The organism is Streptomyces sp. NPDC002868 (genome assembly GCF_055563295.1).
On the sequence record NZ_JBVHDR010000009.1, the window covers coordinates 174,886 to 191,643 of the forward strand.

Consider the following 16,758-nt stretch of genomic DNA (forward strand, 5'->3'; position numbering starts at 1 on the left):
GGCGCGCCTACTTCGTGAGGTCGGCCCGCAGCTCGTCGAGGATCTTGCCGGCCGCGGTGTAGCCGATGCCCTGGATCCACAGCTGGTCGTCGACCTGGAAGACCGTGCCGTTCCTGACGGCCGGCAGGTTCTTCCACAGACCGCTGCCGAGGGTCTGCGTCTGCTTGGCCTTCTTCGGGTCGCCGTACGTGGAGTGGAAGATGACGTCCGCCGCCGCGAGGTCGATCTTCTCCGGGCTCACGTCGTACGAGAAGCCGTCCTTGGCCTTGTCGGTGATGGCGGGGCGGCCGAGGCCCACGTCGGCGAGGATCGTCGCGATGTAGTTCTGCTTGCCGTAGATGCGGATGTCCGCGCCCTCGACGAAGCGCACCACGTTGATCTCGGTGGCCGCGGCCTTCTCCTTGCCGCCGAGGGCCTCGGTGACCTTCTTCGCGTGGGCGGCGTACGCGGAGACGATCTTCGCGGCCTCGTCCTTCTTGCCGAGCGCGTCGGCGTGCACCTGGAAGTTCTCCTTCCAGGGGTGGCCGGTGCTCTCGGTCATGACGGTCGGAGCGATCGCCCTGAGCTTGTCGTACTTGTCGCCGTCGCGGACCTTGCTGGTGAGGATGAGGTCCGGCTTGAGCGCGGCGACGGCCTCCAGGTTGGGCTGGGTGATCGCGCCGACGTCCTTGACGCCCGCGACCTGGTCCTTGGGCAGGTAGTTGAGGAAGCCCGACTCGACGTCGGCGTGCGCGGCGCCGACCGGCTTCACACCCAGCGTGATCGCGGAGTCCAGCTCGGCGGTGTCGAGCACGACGACCCGCTGCGGCGCGTCGGGGACCTGGACGTCGCCCATGGCCGTCTTGACGGTGTGGGTTCCGCCTGCGCCCGGCGACGTGTCCTTGCTGTCCTTGCTGTCGTTGCCGGAGCCGCACGCGGTCAGGGCGAGCGCCCCCGCGAGAACGACGGAGCCGGCGGCGAGGGTATGGCGGCGGAGGTTTCCGGTCATGGGTGGCGGAGCCTTTCAGCGGGTGGTGGCAGGGGCGGGGACATCGGCGACGCGGGAGGGCGAGTACGGCGCGCCCGGCACGACCAGCGGCGACCCCGTCACCGGGTCCGGGACCACCACCGAGTCAAGGCCGAAGACCTCGCGTACGAGATCCGCGGTGACTATCTCCTTCGGGTGGCCCTCCGCGACGATCCGGCCGGACTTCATGGCGACCAGGTGGTCGGCGTACCGCGAGGCCTGGTTGAGGTCGTGCAGCACGGCGACGACGGTGCGCCCGCGCGAGCCAAGAGGAGTCGGATGCGCCAACTGCCGTACGAGATCCAGCACTTCGACCTGGTGGGCGATGTCGAGATACGTCGTCGGCTCGTCCAGGAGCAGCAGATCCGTCTGCTGCGCGAGCGCCATCGCGATCCAGACGCGCTGCCGCTGCCCGCCGGACAGCTCGTCCACCGACCGCTCGGCGAGCGCATGGACGTCCGTACGCTCCATGGCGTCGGTGACCGCGCGCTCGTCCTCCTGCGACCACTGCTGCCACCAGTGCTGGTGGGGCTGGCGGCCGCGGGAGACGAGGTCGGCGACGGTGATCGCCTCGGGGGCGACGGGGGACTGCGGCAGCAGCCCGATCGACTGCGCGATCCTCTTCGTGGGGATCTTCGACAGCTCCTGGCCGTCCAGCAGCACAGCCCCGCCACGGGGCTTCAGCAGTCGCCCGAGGGCGCGCAGGGTCGTCGACTTGCCGCAGGCGTTCGGGCCGACGATCACCGTCACCTGCCCGTCAGGGACGGCCAGGTCGAGCTCGTGCACGACTGTGTGGTCCTCGTAGGCGAGCGTCAGCTCGCGCGCGGTGAGCCTGCTCACGCCTTGCCTCCAGCGGTACGACTACGGACGATCAGCCAGATCAGATAGGGAGCGCCGACGGCGGCTGTCAGCACGCCCACCGGCAGCTCGGTGGGCGCCAGGAGCTTTCGCGCAAGCAGGTCGGCGAGTACGACGATGACGGCGCCCATCAGCGCGGAGCAGAGCAGCGGGATCTGCGCGGTACGGGTCATCCGGCGGGCGATCTGCGGAGCGAGCAGCGCCACGAAGTCGACAGGTCCGGCCGCGCCGGTCGCCACGGACGCCAGGACGACTCCGAGGAGCACGAGCCCGAGCCGTACGCGCCCGAGCCGCACGCCGAGCGCGGTCGCCGTGTCGTCGTCCATGCTCACGGTCCGCTGCGCGCGGGCGGCCCACAGCACCGCGGGCACGAGCACGAGCAGCGTCCAGCCGAGCGGGGCCGCCTCCTCCCAGCCGCGGCCGTTGAGCGAGCCGGTCATCCAGATCTGGGCCTGCTGGGCGACGAGATAGTCGCCCTTGGTCATGAAGAGGGTGGTGACCGACCGGAGCGCGATCGCGAAGCCGATGCCGATGAGCACGAACCGGGTGGCGTGCAGCCCGCCGCGCCAGGCGAAGACGTACACGAGCGCGGCGGCGGCGATGCCGCCGGCGACGGAGAGGTACGGCAGCACGGTGTACGAGGTGACCCCGAAGGTCATCGCCCCGACGGTGACGGCGCTCGCGCCCTGGCTGATCCCGATGATGTCGGGGCTGGCGAGGGGATTGCGCGCGACGGTCTGGATGAGCGCCCCCGCGACACCGAAGGCGGCGCCGACGAGGAGCCCGGTGACCATGCGGGGCAGCCGCAGGGTGCCGACGACGAGTTCGTCGGGCGAGTCCTGCCCGGCGAGGACCTTCAGCACCTCCCCGGGCGCGACGAAGCTCTCGCCGACGCAGAGGTACGCGACGCAGACGGCGGCGAGCACGACGCCGAGGACCCCGGCGGCGACGGCTGCCCGCCGATGCACGAGGAAGCTCCCGCGCCCTGCCCGCACGAGTGAGTACCCCGTCGGCCGTACGGCGACCGCCCCCGTACGGCCTTCGGCCGTGTCCACGATCTCCGTGTGGGCTCCGATGCCGCTCATGCAGGAACCGCCTTCCGGCGGACCAGCGTGACCAGGAACGGCACCCCGATCAGCGTCGTCATCACGCCCGCCGGGATCTCGCTCGGCGGGAAGATCACCCGGCCGATCACATCGGACACCAGCAGCATCACCGGGCCGATGAGCGCCGCCATCGGCAGCACCCAGCGGTGGTCGCCGCCCACGATCGCGCGGGCGATGTGGGGGACCGCCAGGCCGATGAAGGCGATCGGGCCCGCGGCCGCCACGCCCGCACCCGTCAGGACCGTCGCCCCCACGCCGCCCACGATCCGTACCGTCGCGACCTTCTGGCCCAGCCCCTTCGCCACGTCCTCGCCCAGCGCCAGTGCGTCCAGGCCGCGCGCGACCGACACCACCAGCACCACGCCCACCAGCAGGAACGGCCAGATCTGGCCGACCACTTCGGCGTCGCGCCCGGCCACCGAGCCGACCTGCCAGAAGCGGAACTCGTCCAGCGCCGCGGCCTTCGTCGTCAGCACCGCCATCGTCACCGACACCAGCAGCGCGTTGATAGCGGCGCCGCCCAGCGCCAGTTTCACCGGGGTCGCGCCGCCGCGGCCGCTCGACGCGATCGCGTACACCGCCACCGACGCGAAAGCCGCGCCGGCGAAGGCGAACCACACGTACCCCGTCAGCGTGTGGATCCCGGCGAAGGCGATGGCGAGCACCACACCCACCGAAGCGCCCTGGCTGATGCCGAGAATCCCGGGATCGGCGATCGGGTTGCGGGTGATGCCCTGCAGGACCGCGCCGGCGAGGGCCAGCGCCGCCCCGACCATCACGCCGATCAGCGTGCGCGGTACCCGCAACTGCCGTACGACTTCGGCGTCACCGTGCCCGCCGTGCAGCAGGGCGTCGAAGACGGCGGACGGCGCGATGGCGCGAGCTCCGACCGCGAGGCTGAGCAGGATCGCGAGCAGCAGGGCCACGACGGCTGCCGCCGTCCAGCCGATGCGGCGGACCACGAGCGCGCGTCTGGCTGACATGAAGACCAATCAGAAGAACAAGTAGAACAAAAAGGACAAAAAAACCCATGGTTGGTAAGGCTTGGCTAAGTCTAAACGGCGGGGTCTTGGAGCCCGGATGGGCACAATGGCCCTTATGGCTACGCACCCGCTCACCATCGGCTTCGACCTCGACATGACGCTCATCGACTCCCGGCCCGGCATCCACGCCGCCTACCGGGCGCTCGCTGCCGAGACCGGTGTCTGGATCGATGCCGACCTGGCTGTGACGAGGCTCGGGCCGCCCCTGGAGGAGGAGTTGGCGCACTGGTTCCCCGACGAGCGGGTCCAGGAGATGGGTGACCGGTACCGCGAGATCTATCCCACATACGCGATCGAGCCGACCCTCGCCCTGCCCGGTGCCCGCGAGGCCGTGACCGCCGTACAGGAGCTCGGCGGCCGCGCGATCGTCGTCACCGCCAAGCACGAGCCGAACGCCAAGCTGCACCTCGCCCATCTCGGGATGGCTCCGGACGAGGTCATCGGCTGGCTGTGGGCGGAGGCCAAGGCGGAGGCTCCCCCTACCTTCGGTGGGGGGACCCCCAGCGTGAGCACGGCGCGAGTGTGTACGTCGGTGACCACACCGGAGACGTACGGGGCGCACACACGGCCGAAGCGCTCTCCGTCGCGGTGCCGACCGGGCCGTGCGACGCGGCCGAACTGCGCGCGGCCGGCGCGGACGTGATCATCGACGACCTGACCGCGTTCCCCGCCTGGCTACGCGCCTACAGTGCGGATTTGGCCTGACGGCGCTGTGCCGCGATCGAGCGCAGTACGCCCGCCGCGGCGATCAGGAACCCGACGCCCATCAGCATGCACACCGCGTACGCGACCGACGGGAACGGCTCGGTCCCCAGGAACAGCGGGGCCACGGTGACCAAAGTGGCCACGGCGCCGACGATGAAGACGATCACGCCGACGCGCACCAGCCCGTCACCAGGGGCGGGAGGAGTAGCAGTCATTCGGCCAGGGTAGTTCCTTGCGCGTAGGAACCGTTCGGCGACGTCTTGTCACCAGCCCCGGGACCATTAGCCTTGGGGGTGGCGGGTCAGGCGACCCGCTGTAGTGCTATCCAGGACCGTTTTTCGGTGCCCAAGTTCCGGTGCCCCAGCGCCCCAACGAGTACGAGGACGAGGACAGACGTGCCTACCGGCAAGGTCAAATGGTTCAACAGCGAGAAGGGCTTCGGCTTTCTCTCCCGCGACGACGGCGGCGACGTCTTCGTTCACTCGTCGGTGCTCCCCGAAGGGGTCGAGTCGCTAAAGCCCGGCCAGCGCGTCGAGTTCGGCGTGGTAGCGGGCCAGCGCGGTGACCAGGCGCTTTCGGTGACAGTTCTCGACCCGACGCCCTCGGTGGCGGCGGCCCAGCGGCGCAAGCCGGACGAGCTGGCGTCCATCGTGCAGGACCTGACGACCCTGCTTGAGAACATCACGCCGATGCTGGAGCGCGGCCGGTACCCCGACAAGGTGCAGGGCAAGAAGATCGCGGGCCTGCTGCGGGCGGTGGCGGACCAGCTGGACGTCTAGCAGCTAACCGAAACTGAGCGCATCGCGGCCGAGGGGCGGTACGAGCCCCTCGGCCGCGGCGCGGGTCAGCAGTCCCCGTACCGCCGCAAGCCCGTCATCGCCGAGGTCCGCGGTGAACTCATTGACGTAGAGCGCGATGTGCTGGTCGGCCACGGCCGGGTCCATTTCCTGGGCGTGCTCGAGTACGTACGGACGGGAGGCCTCCGGGTCGTCCCACGCCATGCGCACCGACGTGCGAGCGGATTCGGCCAGCAGCTTCAGCGTCTCGGCGCCCAGCGACCGCTTCGCGATGATCGCGCCGAGCGGGATCGGGAGCCCGGTCGTCGACTCCCAGTGCTCGCCCATGTCGGCGAGGCAGTGCAGCCCGTACTGCTGATAGGTGAACCGCGCCTCGTGGATGACGAGTCCGGCGTCGACCTTGCCGTCCCGCACGGCCGGCATGATCTCGTGGAACGGCATCACGACGACCTCGCCGACGCCTCCCGGGACGACGTCCGCGGCCCAGAGCCGGAACAGCAGATACGCCGTCGAGCGCTCACTCGGCACGGCGATGGTCTGCCCAGTCAAGTCCGCCCCCGGCTCCTTCGTCAGTACGAGCGGACCGCAGCCGCGGCCGAGCGCGCCGCCGCAGGGCAGCAGCGTGTACTCGTCGAGGACCCAGGGCAGTACGGCGTACGACACCTTCAGCACATCGAACTCGCCGCGTTCCGCCATGCCGTTGGTGATGTCGATGTCCGCGAACGTCACATCGATGGCGGGCGCGCCGGGCGCCCGGCCGTGCGCCCACGCGTCGAAGACGAAGGTGTCGTTCGGGCAGGGCGAGTACGCGATCTGCAAGGCGTCACTCATCGGTCGGCTCCTCATCGAGGACGGGGGTGAGCTGCTGGAAGGCGTACCGCAGCGAGTCCAGCGCCTGGCCGATACGCCAGGCGGCACGGTCGCGCGGGCCGACGGGGTTGGAGATCGCGCGGATCTCGACGACCGGCACGGTGTGCGCGGCGGCGGCCTCCGCGACCCCGAAGCCTTCCATCGCCTCGGCGGCGGCGCGCGGATGACGGCGGGTCAGCTCGGCGGCGCGGGCGGCGGTGCCGGTGACGGTGGAGACGGTGAGGACGGGCGCGTGTACGGCGTCGAGGGTCTTGGCGATGCGGGCGGCGAGCTCGGCGGGTGGGAGGTGCGCGGAGCGGCCGAAGCCGAGTTCGTCGACGGGGAGATAGCCGTCGGGCGTCTCGGCGCCGAGGTCGGCGGCGATGATCGCGTCGGCGACGACGAGGGCGCCGACGGCGGCGTGGGCGGGGAAGCCGCCGCCGATCCCGGCGGAGACGACGAGGCCGTACGCACCGGTGGCGAGGGCGGTTGCGGTGCCCGCGGCGGCGGCCGCGGGTCCTACGCCGGCGATGAGCACATCGACGCCGACGTGGCGGGAGAGCGGGTACCCGCCGGGCAGCTGTCGGCCATCAAGTACGGGACCGGTGAGCCCCGCGGCGACAGAGTCGGCCTCCGCCGCCACTGCGGTCACCACCAGTACGCGCACGGCACGACCCTCCGGGTCAGGAGGCCTTCTCGAACTGGAAGTGCCAGATGCCGATGACCTTCTTGCCCTTGGTCTCCATGATGCTGACCGCGGTCTTGCTGGTGGGCTCGCCGGTCTGCGAGGAGAAGAAGGCGTTGCCGGGGATGGTCCGGTACGAGTTCTTGTACGGCTCCTGCTCGACGGGCTGGCCACCGAAGAGCAGGGTCCAGCCGTTGTCGGCGATCTCCGGGTCGACGCCCATGCGGACCTTGTCGTCGAAGGCGACCTTGACCGTCTTCGCGGGCTTCTGGGTCAGGCAGCGCTGGAGCAGCGATTCCTTGATCGGCTTGCCGTCGTTGTAGCAGGCCGCCTCGGTGTGGACCGATTCCGTCCCGACCGTCACGGTCGCGAGCGGGGTCGGCTTGTCGCAGGCGGAAAGGACGAGGAGCCCGGCGGAGACGGCACCGAGAGCGGCAGCGGCCCGGCGGCGCTTGCCCGAGAAGAACGCAACGGTCATGGCTCGAAGGCTATCGGTCGCACCGGCTCCCGCCACGCGGGGGTCACCGTCCCGCGCGTCACACCGGGGCGGGCCGTCCCGGCGTGCGGGTCTGTCCTCAATCTCCCCCAGACTTCGTCCGGGGGGACCCCCAACGGGCTTGAATGTTCGGGCCGACCATTTCAGCCCCTCCGGCGATTGAGGAGTGGGGCTCCCCCTACGCCCGCAGGGCGTAGGGGGAGGGTCCGGGGCGGAGCCCCGGTTACGGGATGGGGGTACTCCCCCTGGCTTCGCCGGGGGCACCCCCACCCGGGCGAAGCTCTGGGGGAGGGCGGGGTGGGGGAAAGCGCCGCAGGCGAGCGCGGGCGCGGAGCCTGTCGCCGCGTCCCTGCCGGGCCCACGGCAAACCCGCATCGGAGTTCCGGGGCGAAGACCCGGTGACTAGGCGATCCGCGGGCGGGGGTGGCTGCCGTGGCGGGCAGCCACCAGCAGACCGCGGATCGTCGTCAGGAATCCCAGTGCCACGATTCCCGCCGCCACCGACATGCCCAGCGTGCCGTTCAGCGGCAGTGCGATGCCGATCGCGCCGCCCGCCACCCAGGACATCTGGAGCAGCGTCTCCGAGCGCGCGAACGCCGACGTGCGGACCTCTTCCGGGACGTCCCGCTGGATCAGCGCGTCCAGGGACAGCTTCGCCAGGGCCTGGCACAGGCCCGCCGTCGCGCCCAGGACCGCCACCATGCCCGCGCCGAAGAACGCCGCCGTCGTGATCGCCGCGGTCAGCACCACGGCCTGCACCGTCGCGATGATCACCTCCGGGCCGCGGGCCTTCAGCCACGCCCCCACCGCCGTGCCGAGCGCGTTGCCCACGCCCGCCGCGACGCCCACTATCCCCAGCGAGACCGCCGCACTCTGCCCTGGCAGCGGATGCTCCCGCAGCAGGAAGGCCAGGAAGAAGATCAGGAACCCGGACAGCGCACGGAGCGCCGCGTTCGCCTGCAGCCCGTGCAGTACGGACGGCCCGACCGTACGCAGACTGGGCTTCTTCTCCCCGTGCGTGAGCATGTGTGCCTTGCGCTCGCCCTTCGCCGAGTCGACCTTGTGCGGCATCGTGAACGCCCAGTACCCGCCGAGGATGAACAGCACGCACGCCCCGTACAGCGGCCACTGAGGCCCGATCTGCTGCAGCCCGATCCCGATCGGCGCCGCGATGCCCGTCGCCAGCAGCCCCGCCAGCGTCACCCGCGAGTTCGCCTTGACCAGCGAGAAGCCCGGCGGCAGCAGCCGCGGCACGACCGCGCTGCGCACCACTCCGTACGCCTTCGACGCGACGAGCACGCCCAGCGCCGCCGGGTACAGCTCGAGCCCGCCCGTCGCCACCGCCCCCGACATCGTCAGCGCGAGCAGCGCGCGGGTGAGCATCGCGCCCGCCATCGCCGCGCGGCGACCGTGCGGGATGCGGTCCAGAAGCGGGCCGATGATGGGGGCCAGCAGAATGAAGGGCGCCATCGTGACGGCGAGATAGAGCGCGACCCGGCCGCGCGCCTCGTCCGTCGGCACGGAGAAGAAAACCGTCGACGCGAGCGCGACGGTGATCATGACATCGCCCGCGCCGTTCACCGCGTGGAGCTCGATCAGTTTGCCCAGGCCCGACTCGCCCGCGCCGTGCGCATGGGTCGCCTTGCGGATGCCGCGAGCCGTGCCGGTGAACGGAAGATGCAGGGCACGGCCGACCGCCCGGCCTGCTCTTCCGAGTCGGCCGGTTCCCTCTGACGACCTCACGGCTGTCACCCCGTCATAGTGCCCCAAGCCCCGCCGAGCCGAACCGAGGTGCCGTGTTGTTCGCCCCTTGTTGGGGCGGGCAGGTGGGCGGGGAGCGACAGAGGGGGTAGCGTGCGTAGCGCGCCACCGGCGGTTGTTCTCGGCCGCGCGCCTCTTCGGCATCCCGCAGAATGGATGACGGTAGGTGTGCCCGAGACAGGTTGGTCTGGGCGCGGACGTCGATGCGGCCCTCTGGTCCGCTCCGCCTGCGGCCCGTACCTCGTGAATCGGCCGGCGCACCCGTGAGACGGCGTAGGAGAGAAGCGAGACCTGTGAGTGCTGCGACGCGAAGCCGTACCCCTGACCGCCTGTGCGCCGAGGCGGTAGACCTCGCCCGGTCGGCGGCCGAGGAGGCCGCGGCCCCGGGAGTGGTCGGCGACCATGTGTCCCTCGTCGCGGAGGGAGACCGCGTCGTCACGCACTTCTTCGAGTGCACGGAACTCGCCTACCGGGGCTGGCGCTGGGCGGTGACCGTCGCCCGGGCCTCCCGCGCCAAGGTCGTCACCCTGGACGAAACCGTCCTGCTGCCCGGACCCGACGCGCTGCTCGCGCCCGAGTGGGTGCCGTGGAGCGAGCGGCTGCGGCCCGGTGACCTGGGCCCCGGCGATCTGCTGCCCACCGAGGCGGAGGATCTGCGCCTGGAGCCCGGCTTCACGGGCGAGGACGCGCCCCCGCCGAACTCCGTGGTGGCCGAGTCCGTGCCGTCGCACGACCTCGCCGAGCGCGTCGAGGCGGAGGACGCCGAGCTCACCGACCGCAGGCCCGTCGACGCCACCGTCGACAATGGCCGCGGCGCGATCGCGGCGCTCGCCGAGGAGCTCGGCATGCGCCGGGCCAGGGTCCTGTCCCGGTACGGGCTGCATATCGCGGCCGACCGCTGGGAGGAGTCCCACGGCGCGAAGACCCCGATGGCACAGGCGGCCCCCGCGGCCTGTGTGACCTGCGGTTTCCTGGTCCCGATGGCGGGCTCGCTGCGGCAGGCCTTCGGCGTCTGCGCGAACGAGTTCTCCCCGGCCGACGGGCACGTCGTGTCCCTGACGTACGGCTGCGGAGGCCACTCCGAGGCGGCCGTGATGCCGAAGCCGCCCACGCCCGCGCCGCCGGTGTTCGACTCGATGGGCGCGGACGAGTTCCCGCTGCACCCGGTCCGCGACGGCGGCTCGGTCTCCCCGGAGCCGGACGGCACGGAGGATCTCGGCCACTCCTAGGTCTTCTCTGCTCTCAGATCTGTTCTGAGTTCTCGGATCTGTTCTGAAATCTGTTCTCAAACGCCGGACGGGCTTGATTTCAAGCCCGTCCGGCGTTTGAGGCACAGGTCCTGCCAACGTCCCCCGGCCCGCGTTCACCACGACCCCCCGCACAGGGGTACCTTCGGCCGCACAGGTACATACGCGGGTCAACCGGAGAGAGCGGAGTCACAGCGTGAGCGTCAGGACGACCGAGTGGGCCGACCCGTTCGGGACGGCGCGGCTGCGGCGCGGGGTGCTCGACGCGTGGGGGGCCAGTCCCGCCCGCTTCCGGGAGGACGCCAACGCCGAGGAGGACCTGGCGCTCGGCGGCTACCGGGACCGCCTCGTCGTGGAGCTGGCGCAGAACGCCGCCGACGCCGCCGCGCGGGCGGGCGTACCGGGCCGGCTCCGGCTGACCCTGCGGCCGGCCACGGGCGATCAGCCGGCCGTCCTCGCCGCGGCGAACACCGGCGCCCCCCTGGACGCGACCGGCGTCGAGTCCCTGAGCACCCTGCGCGCTTCGGCCAAACGCGAGGGCCACGAGTCCGCCGTCGGCCGCTTCGGCGTCGGCTTCGCGGCCGTACTCGCGGTGAGCGACGAGCCCGCCGTCGTCGGCCGGCACGGCGGTGTGCGCTGGTCGCTCGCGGAGGCCAGGGAGCTGACCCAGCAGGCCGCCCAGGCAAGCCCGGGACTCGGCGACGAGCTGCGCCGCCGCGACGGGCACGTACCGCTGCTGCGGCTGCCGCTGCCCGCCGAGGGCACGGCTCCCGAGGGGTACGACACCGTGGTCGTCCTGCCGCTGCGGGACGGCGCCGCGGTCGACCTGGTGGAACGGCTGCTCGCCGGGGTCGACGACGCGCTGCTGCTCACGCTGCCCGGGCTCGCCGAGATCGTGATCGAAACCCCGTCCGGCGTACGGGAGTTGAGGCGCTCCGTGCACGGGGCGTACGTACACATCGAGGACAGCACGCAGGGCGACCGGCGCTGGCGGGTCGTCAGCCACGGTGGCTCCCTGGAGCCCGCGCTGCTCGCCGACCGGCCCGTCGAGGAGCGGCTGCGGCCGTACTGGACCGTCACCTGGGCCGTGCCCGTGGACGACGAGGGCGCGCCCGCCCGGCCGCGCACCGCCCCGGTGGTGCACGCGCCGACGCCCACCGACGAACCCCTCGGCGTGCCCGCGCTGTTGATCGCCTCGCTGCCGCTGGACCCCACCCGCCGACACCCGGCGCCCGGGCCGCTCACCGACTTCCTGGTGCGGCGGGCGGCGGACGCGTACGCCGAACTGCTCGGCAACTGGCAGCCGGTGAGCGTCGGCACCATCGACCTCGTGCCGGGGCCGCTCGGCAAGGGCGAGCTGGACGGCGCGCTTCGGGCGGCGGTCCTGGAGCTGCTGCCGCGCACGGCGTTCCTGGAGGCGGCCGCGCCGCGCGATGCGTCCGGCGAGGACACCGGTCTGCCCGACCGCGAGATCTCCGCCGGACTGCGGCCGATCGAGGCGGAGGTCCTGGAGGGCGCGGGCGCGGAGACCGTACAAGTGCTGGCCGAAGTGATGCCGAGCCTGCTGCCCGCGGGACTCGAGCGCCGGGTCGAGCTGCGTACGCTCGGCGTCGCGCGGGTGCCGCTGACCGAGGCGATCGACCGGCTGGCGGGTCTTGAGCGCGAGCCCGGCTGGTGGCAGCGGCTGTACGACAGCCTCGCCGGGGTCGACCCGGACCGGCTGTCCGGGCTTCCCGTCCCGCTTGCGGACGGCCGTACCACGATCGGGCCGCGCCAGACGCTGCTGCCGCTGGCCGAGACTCCGCCGCAGCTGGCCCGCCTCGGCCTGAAGGTCGTCCACCCCGACGCGGCGCACCCTTTGCTCGAGAAGCTGGGCGCGCTGCCCGCGACGCCGCGCGCCGTGCTGACGACGCCGCAAGTGCGGATGGCGGTCGCGGGCTCGCTGGACGCGGGCGAGGTTTGGTACGACGGAGTCGGGGACGGTGCCGCGCTGGACGCGGACGAGCTCGCGGAGACGGTCCTTACGCTGGTACGGGACGCGGGCATTGAACCCGGCGACGAGCCGTGGCTGGGCGCGCTGGCGCTGCCCGACGAGGACGGCGAACTCGCGCCTGCCGGTGAACTGGTCCTCCCTGGCAGCCCGTTCGCCTCCGTGATGCGCGAGGACGAACTGGCGCTGTGCGACGCCGAACTGGCCGAGCGGTGGGGCGAGCAGCCGCTCGCCGCGTGCGGTGTGCTGGCGAACTTCGCGCTCGTACGGACCACGGACGTCGTTCTCGACCCCGACGAACTGGAGCCCCGCGACGGGGACTTCGCCGAGCCCGACGACCCGGGTCTGCTGGACGCGATCGACGTCTGGTGCGAGGACGTGCTCGACCGGCTGCCGGACACACCGGTGCCGCCGGTCGCCACGGAGCTCGTCGCGGTCCGCGACCTGGACCTGGTGGACGACGACTGCTGGCCGCAGGCGCTGGCCCTGCTGGCGCAGCCGCCGCTGCGGGACGCGCTGACCCAGTCCGTACGTATCCTGCTGCCGGACGGCACGACGGAGACGGTGCGCCCGTACACGGCATGGTGGCTGCGGGACCATCCGGTCCTGGACGGCCGGCGCCCGGCGGGCCTGCGGGCGGCGGGCGGCGACCCGCTGCTGGCCGGGCTCTACGAGGCCGTGGACGCGACGGGCTTCGACGACGCGCAGGTGCTGCGGGCGCTGGGTGTACGTACCTCGGTCGCCGCTCTCCTCGACGAGCCGGGCGGCGCGGCGGAGCTGCTCGGCCGCCTCGCGGACCCGGACCGCCCGGTGCGCCCGGCCCAACTCCACGCGCTGTACACGGCCCTGGCCGACCTCGACCCGGAACAGGTCACGCTCCCGGACGAGCTGCGCGTGGTCGTGGACGGCAAGGTCCGCGTGGTCGACGCGGCGGACGCGGTGGTCGCGGACGCGCCGGACCTGCTCCCGCTGACGGCGGGCATGCCGCTGCTTCCGGTGAGCCCCGCGCGGGCGGCGGAACTGGCGGAACTGTTCCAGGTCCGCCGCCTGAGCGAGACGGTCCCGGCGGAGGTGACAACGGAGGGCGAGGAGCACGAGGTCCCCGAATCGGTGCACGTCCTGCTCGGCCCGGCCACGCCGGCGACGTACGTCGAACACGAGGAACTGATCGCCGCCGGCACGGAACTGGAGTGGCGCCGCACCCCGGACGGCGTGATCCACGCGTCGACGGTGGAGGGCGTGGCGGCGGGCCTGGCCTGGTCGGCGGGCCAGTGGCCACGCCGCTTCGAGGTGGCGGCGCTGCTGGAGGACCCGTCGCGCACGGATGAACTGGCAACGGCACGCTGGTTCGACGCGACGTCGTAGCGGGGTCGCTGTGAGCGGCGTGGAAGGCCGGCCGCGCGGTCGTCCGGGCAGGTGCCCGTAGCATCTCCTGATCATGGGAGCGAGCGCAGGAAACGAGATGATCGCTGTCCCGCCGGGGCAGGTAACGCTGTCGGACCGGCGGACTCGGCGCAACTGGCCGGTCGAGCTTGCGCCCTACCAGCTCGCGGCGTTCCCGATCACCCAGGCGCTGTACGCACAGATCACCGGCCGGCGGCCAAGCACCGCCCATGGGGACCAGTTGCCCGTCGAGGGCGTTTCCTGGTGGGACGCGGTCCGGTTCTGCAACGCCCTGTCCCAACGCGACGGGTTCGCGCCCGCCTACCACCTCCATGCCAACGGCGAAGGCATCGAGTGGGACGCATCCGCCGACGGGTACCGGCTGCCGACCGAAGCCGAGTGGGAGCACGCCTGCCGTGCCGGGACGACCGGACCGCGTTACGGGCCGCTCGACGAGATCGCTTGGTACCGCGGCAACTCGCACGAGCGAATCCACGACGTGGGCGGCAAGCAGCCCAACCCGTGGGGCCTTTACGACATGCTCGGCAACGTCTGGGACTGGTGCTGGGACATCTACGACGCCGAGGTCTACGGCACTTACCGGGTGCTCCGTGGCGGTGGCTGGTTCGACGAGCACTGGAGCTGCCGGGCCTCCGCGCGGCGCCGCAGCCACCCGAGCTTCCAGGTCGACGACGTAGGGTTCCGCATCGCGCGTTCCATCGTGCGCTGATCCGCGTCAGGCCATCCGGAACCGCCTGATTGGATCTCCGTATGACGGATTGGTCTGCCTCCCATGCGTCGACGCCTTCTCCCGATGACGCGTCAGGCCGCGGTCTGCTCCTCGTGGACGCCTTGGCCAGTCGCTGGGGTGCGATGCCCCGCGTCCCCATCGGCAAGACCGTATGGGCGGTGGTGGCGATGGCTTTCCAGGCTCTCTTTGGTGGTGGCGCGGTGGGCGCGTTCGATGGCTTGGCCCCAGTAGGTCCCGGCGACCATGAGCACTGCACCGAGGGCGGCGAGGACGGTGAGCCGTTCGCCGCCGATGCCGATGCCGATCACGACGGCCCAGACGGGTTCGGTGCCGAGGAGGAGGCTGGCCCGACTGGCAGAGGTGCGTTGTACTGCCCAGGTCTGGGCGAGGAAGGCGAACACGCTGCAGAACAGGGCGAGGTAGACCAGCTGGGTCCACGTCATGGCATCGGCGTGCATCAGGACCGGGAGATGGCCGACGGCCGGCCACACGAACAGCGCCGAACCGACAACCGTCTGCACGGCTGTCAGGTGCAGCGGACGCAGGTCGCGGCCTGTGGTGAGCCGTCCAACGAGCACGACGTGCACCGCCCGCACCGCTGCGGCGGCGAGCATCAGCAGCTCGCCGGCTCCGGGAGTGTGGAGGCCGCTGCCGGACATGAGCAGTCCGACAGCCAGTACGCACACGCCTGCGGCGACGAAGAACCGTGGCGGCAGTCCGCCTCGGCGGCCCGTACGGTCCAACAGCGGGGTGAGCACAATGGTCAGGCTGATGATCAGACCGGCGTTGGCCGCACTCGTGTGCGCAACGCCGTATGTCTCCAACACCAGGACGGCCGCCTGCGTGACCCCCAGCAGCGACCCGGACCTGATCTCGTCACGGGTGTAGTGGCGGGACCCCCGACGGGCGGAGACGAGGGCGATACAGGCAAGGGCGGAGATCACGTACCGCGCGAACAGAATCGCCAGGACCGGGATGGCTACGGTGGCTGTCTTCGCCGACAGATAGCTGGAACCCCAGACGATGGCGACGAGCAGCAGTATCAGGTCGGTACGGCGGGAATCGGGCATGGCCTCTACGCTGCGCCGTGCGGACACTGAAGCCAAGAACGAGTTCCTCAAGTAAATCTTTAGCATCCCTACACTGAGAACATGGATGAGCGACAGTTGCGGGTTCTGCGTGAACTCGGCGAGCTGGGAAGTGTCACCGCGGTCGCCGAGGCGCTGTTGGTGACGCCTTCGGCGATCTCCCAGCAGCTACGGCTGCTGCAACGTTCAATGCCCGTCCCGTTGACCGAACGCGATGGACGACGACTGGTACTCACCGCTGCCGGGCAAGCCCTGGCCGGCGCGGCGATCGAAGTGGAAACCGCCCTGGCCCGAGCGCGACGCACCGTTGACGCCTTCGTCGACGAACCGGATGGCAGTGTGTCGGTGGCGGCATTCCACAGTGCGGCCGCGGCGTTCCTACCGCTCCTGCTACGCGGCCTCGCCGGGCCGGGGTGCCCGCAGCTCACTCTCGCCGACGAGGACGTCGCACAGGAAGACTTCCCGCCGCTGACCCGGGAGTACGACCTGGTCCTGGCTCACCGCCTCGACCACGCTCCGCCATGGCCCCAGACGGTGGCCGTCACAGCGTTGTTGCACGAACCGCTCGACGTCGCCATGCCGGAAGATCACCCGCTGGCCGGTAAGCGGCGCCTCACTCCTCACGACGTCGCCGACCAGCCCTGGATCACCGTCCATGACGGCTTTCCGCTGATGGCCACCATCGAGGCCCTCGCCGCTGCCGCGAACCGCCGACTCGACATCCGTCACCGCATCAACGAATTCGCAGTGGTCGCCGAGGTCGTCGCTGCCGGCGGGGGACTCGCCCTGATGCCACGCTGGACCGCGCGTCCCCACCCCGCGGTGGTCCTCAGGCCGCTCGGCGGCGTACATGCTCGACGTCATATCGACGTGCTCCATCGCCCCGAGCGCACCGCGCGAAGAGCTGTCCGGACTGTCCTCACCCAGCTGCTGCGCGATGCCGCAACGATTCGGGGTGGGGAGAGCGACGCAGCCCCCGCCCGCTGAGGCGGT

The 16,758-nt window shown here is 71.5% G+C and carries 15 protein-coding genes and 1 pseudogene; 6 read left to right on the forward strand and 10 right to left on the reverse strand.

Translation table 11 applies throughout. The features are described from left to right. Positions 1 to 7: 7 nt before the first annotated feature. From ACZ3H8_RS26110 to ACZ3H8_RS26125, 4 genes are read right to left on the reverse strand one after another with little or no spacing between them, the layout of a single operon-like run. Positions 8 to 988: an ABC transporter substrate-binding protein gene (locus ACZ3H8_RS26110; RefSeq protein ID WP_467405777.1), complete on the reverse strand. Its 981-nt coding sequence runs from the start codon at positions 986 to 988 to the stop codon at positions 8 to 10. A 15-nt stretch (positions 989 to 1,003) separates the two neighbouring features. Next, positions 1,004 to 1,846, reverse strand: coding sequence for an ABC transporter ATP-binding protein (locus ACZ3H8_RS26115; protein ID WP_467405780.1), 843 nt, complete (start codon positions 1,844 to 1,846; stop codon positions 1,004 to 1,006). Next, a complete protein-coding gene (locus tag ACZ3H8_RS26120; protein ID WP_467405782.1) occupies positions 1,843 to 2,949 on the reverse strand; it encodes a FecCD family ABC transporter permease in 1,107 nt (368 codons plus the stop codon). Before ACZ3H8_RS26120 ends, ACZ3H8_RS26115 begins: the two co-directional genes overlap by 4 nt. Then, entirely contained in the window at positions 2,946 to 3,953 is a 1,008-nt protein-coding gene (locus ACZ3H8_RS26125) for a FecCD family ABC transporter permease (protein ID WP_467405785.1), read from the reverse strand. The genes ACZ3H8_RS26120 and ACZ3H8_RS26125 overlap by 4 nt, the downstream gene beginning before the upstream one ends. 97 nt (positions 3,954 to 4,050) lie before the next feature. Here ACZ3H8_RS26125 and ACZ3H8_RS26130 point away from each other — a divergent pair. After that, positions 4,051 to 4,718: pseudogene (locus ACZ3H8_RS26130) on the forward strand (HAD family hydrolase). Here the strand turns inward: ACZ3H8_RS26130 and ACZ3H8_RS26135 are convergent. Next, positions 4,697 to 4,933, reverse strand: coding sequence for a hypothetical protein (locus ACZ3H8_RS26135; RefSeq protein ID WP_307662693.1), 237 nt, complete (start codon positions 4,931 to 4,933; stop codon positions 4,697 to 4,699). The pseudogene ACZ3H8_RS26130 and the gene ACZ3H8_RS26135 overlap by 22 nt on opposite strands. A 180-nt stretch (positions 4,934 to 5,113) precedes the next feature. On the opposite strand from ACZ3H8_RS26135, the gene ACZ3H8_RS26140 reads away from it, so the two are divergent. Further along, a complete protein-coding gene (locus ACZ3H8_RS26140) occupies positions 5,114 to 5,497 on the forward strand; it encodes a cold-shock protein (protein ID WP_307662694.1) in 384 nt (127 codons plus the stop codon). A gap of 3 nt (positions 5,498 to 5,500) precedes the next feature. Here the strand turns inward: ACZ3H8_RS26140 and ACZ3H8_RS26145 are convergent, their stop codons facing one another. The 4 genes from ACZ3H8_RS26145 to ACZ3H8_RS26160 all read right to left on the reverse strand — a co-directional run bounded on the left by ACZ3H8_RS26145 (position 5,501) and on the right by ACZ3H8_RS26160 (position 9,297). Continuing rightward, positions 5,501 to 6,346, reverse strand: a complete 846-nt coding sequence (locus ACZ3H8_RS26145) for a 1,4-dihydroxy-6-naphthoate synthase (RefSeq protein WP_467405788.1) — start codon at positions 6,344 to 6,346, stop codon at positions 5,501 to 5,503. Continuing rightward, complete coding sequence (locus tag ACZ3H8_RS26150) at positions 6,339 to 7,031, reverse strand: futalosine hydrolase (RefSeq protein WP_467405789.1); 693 nt, start codon at positions 7,029 to 7,031, stop codon at positions 6,339 to 6,341. The genes ACZ3H8_RS26145 and ACZ3H8_RS26150 overlap by 8 nt, the downstream gene beginning before the upstream one ends. A 16-nt stretch (positions 7,032 to 7,047) precedes the next feature. Continuing rightward, entirely contained in the window at positions 7,048 to 7,527 is a 480-nt protein-coding gene (locus ACZ3H8_RS26155) for a DUF2771 domain-containing protein (protein ID WP_307662697.1), read from the reverse strand. A gap of 420 nt (positions 7,528 to 7,947) precedes the next feature. Next, a complete protein-coding gene (locus tag ACZ3H8_RS26160) occupies positions 7,948 to 9,297 on the reverse strand; it encodes an MFS transporter (RefSeq protein ID WP_467405792.1) in 1,350 nt (449 codons plus the stop codon). Between the two features lie 302 nt (positions 9,298 to 9,599). On the opposite strand from ACZ3H8_RS26160, the gene ACZ3H8_RS26165 reads away from it, so the two are divergent. The 3 genes from ACZ3H8_RS26165 to ACZ3H8_RS26175 all read left to right on the forward strand — a co-directional run bounded on the left by ACZ3H8_RS26165 (position 9,600) and on the right by ACZ3H8_RS26175 (position 14,656). Further along, complete coding sequence (locus tag ACZ3H8_RS26165) at positions 9,600 to 10,535, forward strand: DUF3027 domain-containing protein (protein ID WP_467405793.1); 936 nt, start codon at positions 9,600 to 9,602, stop codon at positions 10,533 to 10,535. Between the two features lie 214 nt (positions 10,536 to 10,749). After that, complete coding sequence (locus tag ACZ3H8_RS26170) at positions 10,750 to 13,908, forward strand: sacsin N-terminal ATP-binding-like domain-containing protein (RefSeq protein WP_467405796.1); 3,159 nt, start codon at positions 10,750 to 10,752, stop codon at positions 13,906 to 13,908. Positions 13,909 to 14,005: 97 nt separating this feature from the next. Next, on the forward strand, positions 14,006 to 14,656 hold the full coding sequence (locus ACZ3H8_RS26175) for a formylglycine-generating enzyme family protein (RefSeq protein ID WP_467405798.1): 651 nt from the start codon (positions 14,006 to 14,008) through the stop codon (positions 14,654 to 14,656). Positions 14,657 to 14,748: 92 nt separating this feature from the next. On the opposite strand, the gene ACZ3H8_RS26180 is transcribed toward ACZ3H8_RS26175, so the two are convergent. Continuing rightward, positions 14,749 to 15,747, reverse strand: coding sequence for a DMT family transporter (locus ACZ3H8_RS26180; RefSeq protein ID WP_467405801.1), 999 nt, complete (start codon positions 15,745 to 15,747; stop codon positions 14,749 to 14,751). An 81-nt stretch (positions 15,748 to 15,828) separates the two neighbouring features. Here ACZ3H8_RS26180 and ACZ3H8_RS26185 point away from each other — a divergent pair, with 81 nt between their 5' ends. Continuing rightward, entirely contained in the window at positions 15,829 to 16,752 is a 924-nt protein-coding gene (locus ACZ3H8_RS26185) for a LysR substrate-binding domain-containing protein (RefSeq protein WP_467405803.1), read from the forward strand. The last annotated feature ends 6 nt before the right edge of the window (positions 16,753 to 16,758 follow it).

Coding starts and splice junctions, on each gene's coding strand:
- ACZ3H8_RS26110 (WP_467405777.1), bottom strand. CDS start 988: ATGACCGGAAACCTCCGCCGCCATACCCTCGCCGCCGGCTCCGTCGTT.
- ACZ3H8_RS26120 (WP_467405782.1), bottom strand. CDS start 2,949: ATGAGCGGCATCGGAGCCCACACGGAGATCGTGGACACGGCCGAAGGC.
- ACZ3H8_RS26125 (WP_467405785.1), bottom strand. CDS start 3,953: ATGTCAGCCAGACGCGCGCTCGTGGTCCGCCGCATCGGCTGGACGGCG.
- ACZ3H8_RS26135 (WP_307662693.1), bottom strand. CDS start 4,933: ATGACTGCTACTCCTCCCGCCCCTGGTGACGGGCTGGTGCGCGTCGGC.
- ACZ3H8_RS26145 (WP_467405788.1), bottom strand. CDS start 6,346: ATGAGTGACGCCTTGCAGATCGCGTACTCGCCCTGCCCGAACGACACC.
- ACZ3H8_RS26155 (WP_307662697.1), bottom strand. CDS start 7,527: ATGACCGTTGCGTTCTTCTCGGGCAAGCGCCGCCGGGCCGCTGCCGCT.
- ACZ3H8_RS26175 (WP_467405798.1), top strand. CDS start 14,006: ATGATCGCTGTCCCGCCGGGGCAGGTAACGCTGTCGGACCGGCGGACT.
- ACZ3H8_RS26180 (WP_467405801.1), bottom strand. CDS start 15,747: ATGCCCGATTCCCGCCGTACCGACCTGATACTGCTGCTCGTCGCCATC.
- ACZ3H8_RS26185 (WP_467405803.1), top strand. CDS start 15,829: ATGGATGAGCGACAGTTGCGGGTTCTGCGTGAACTCGGCGAGCTGGGA.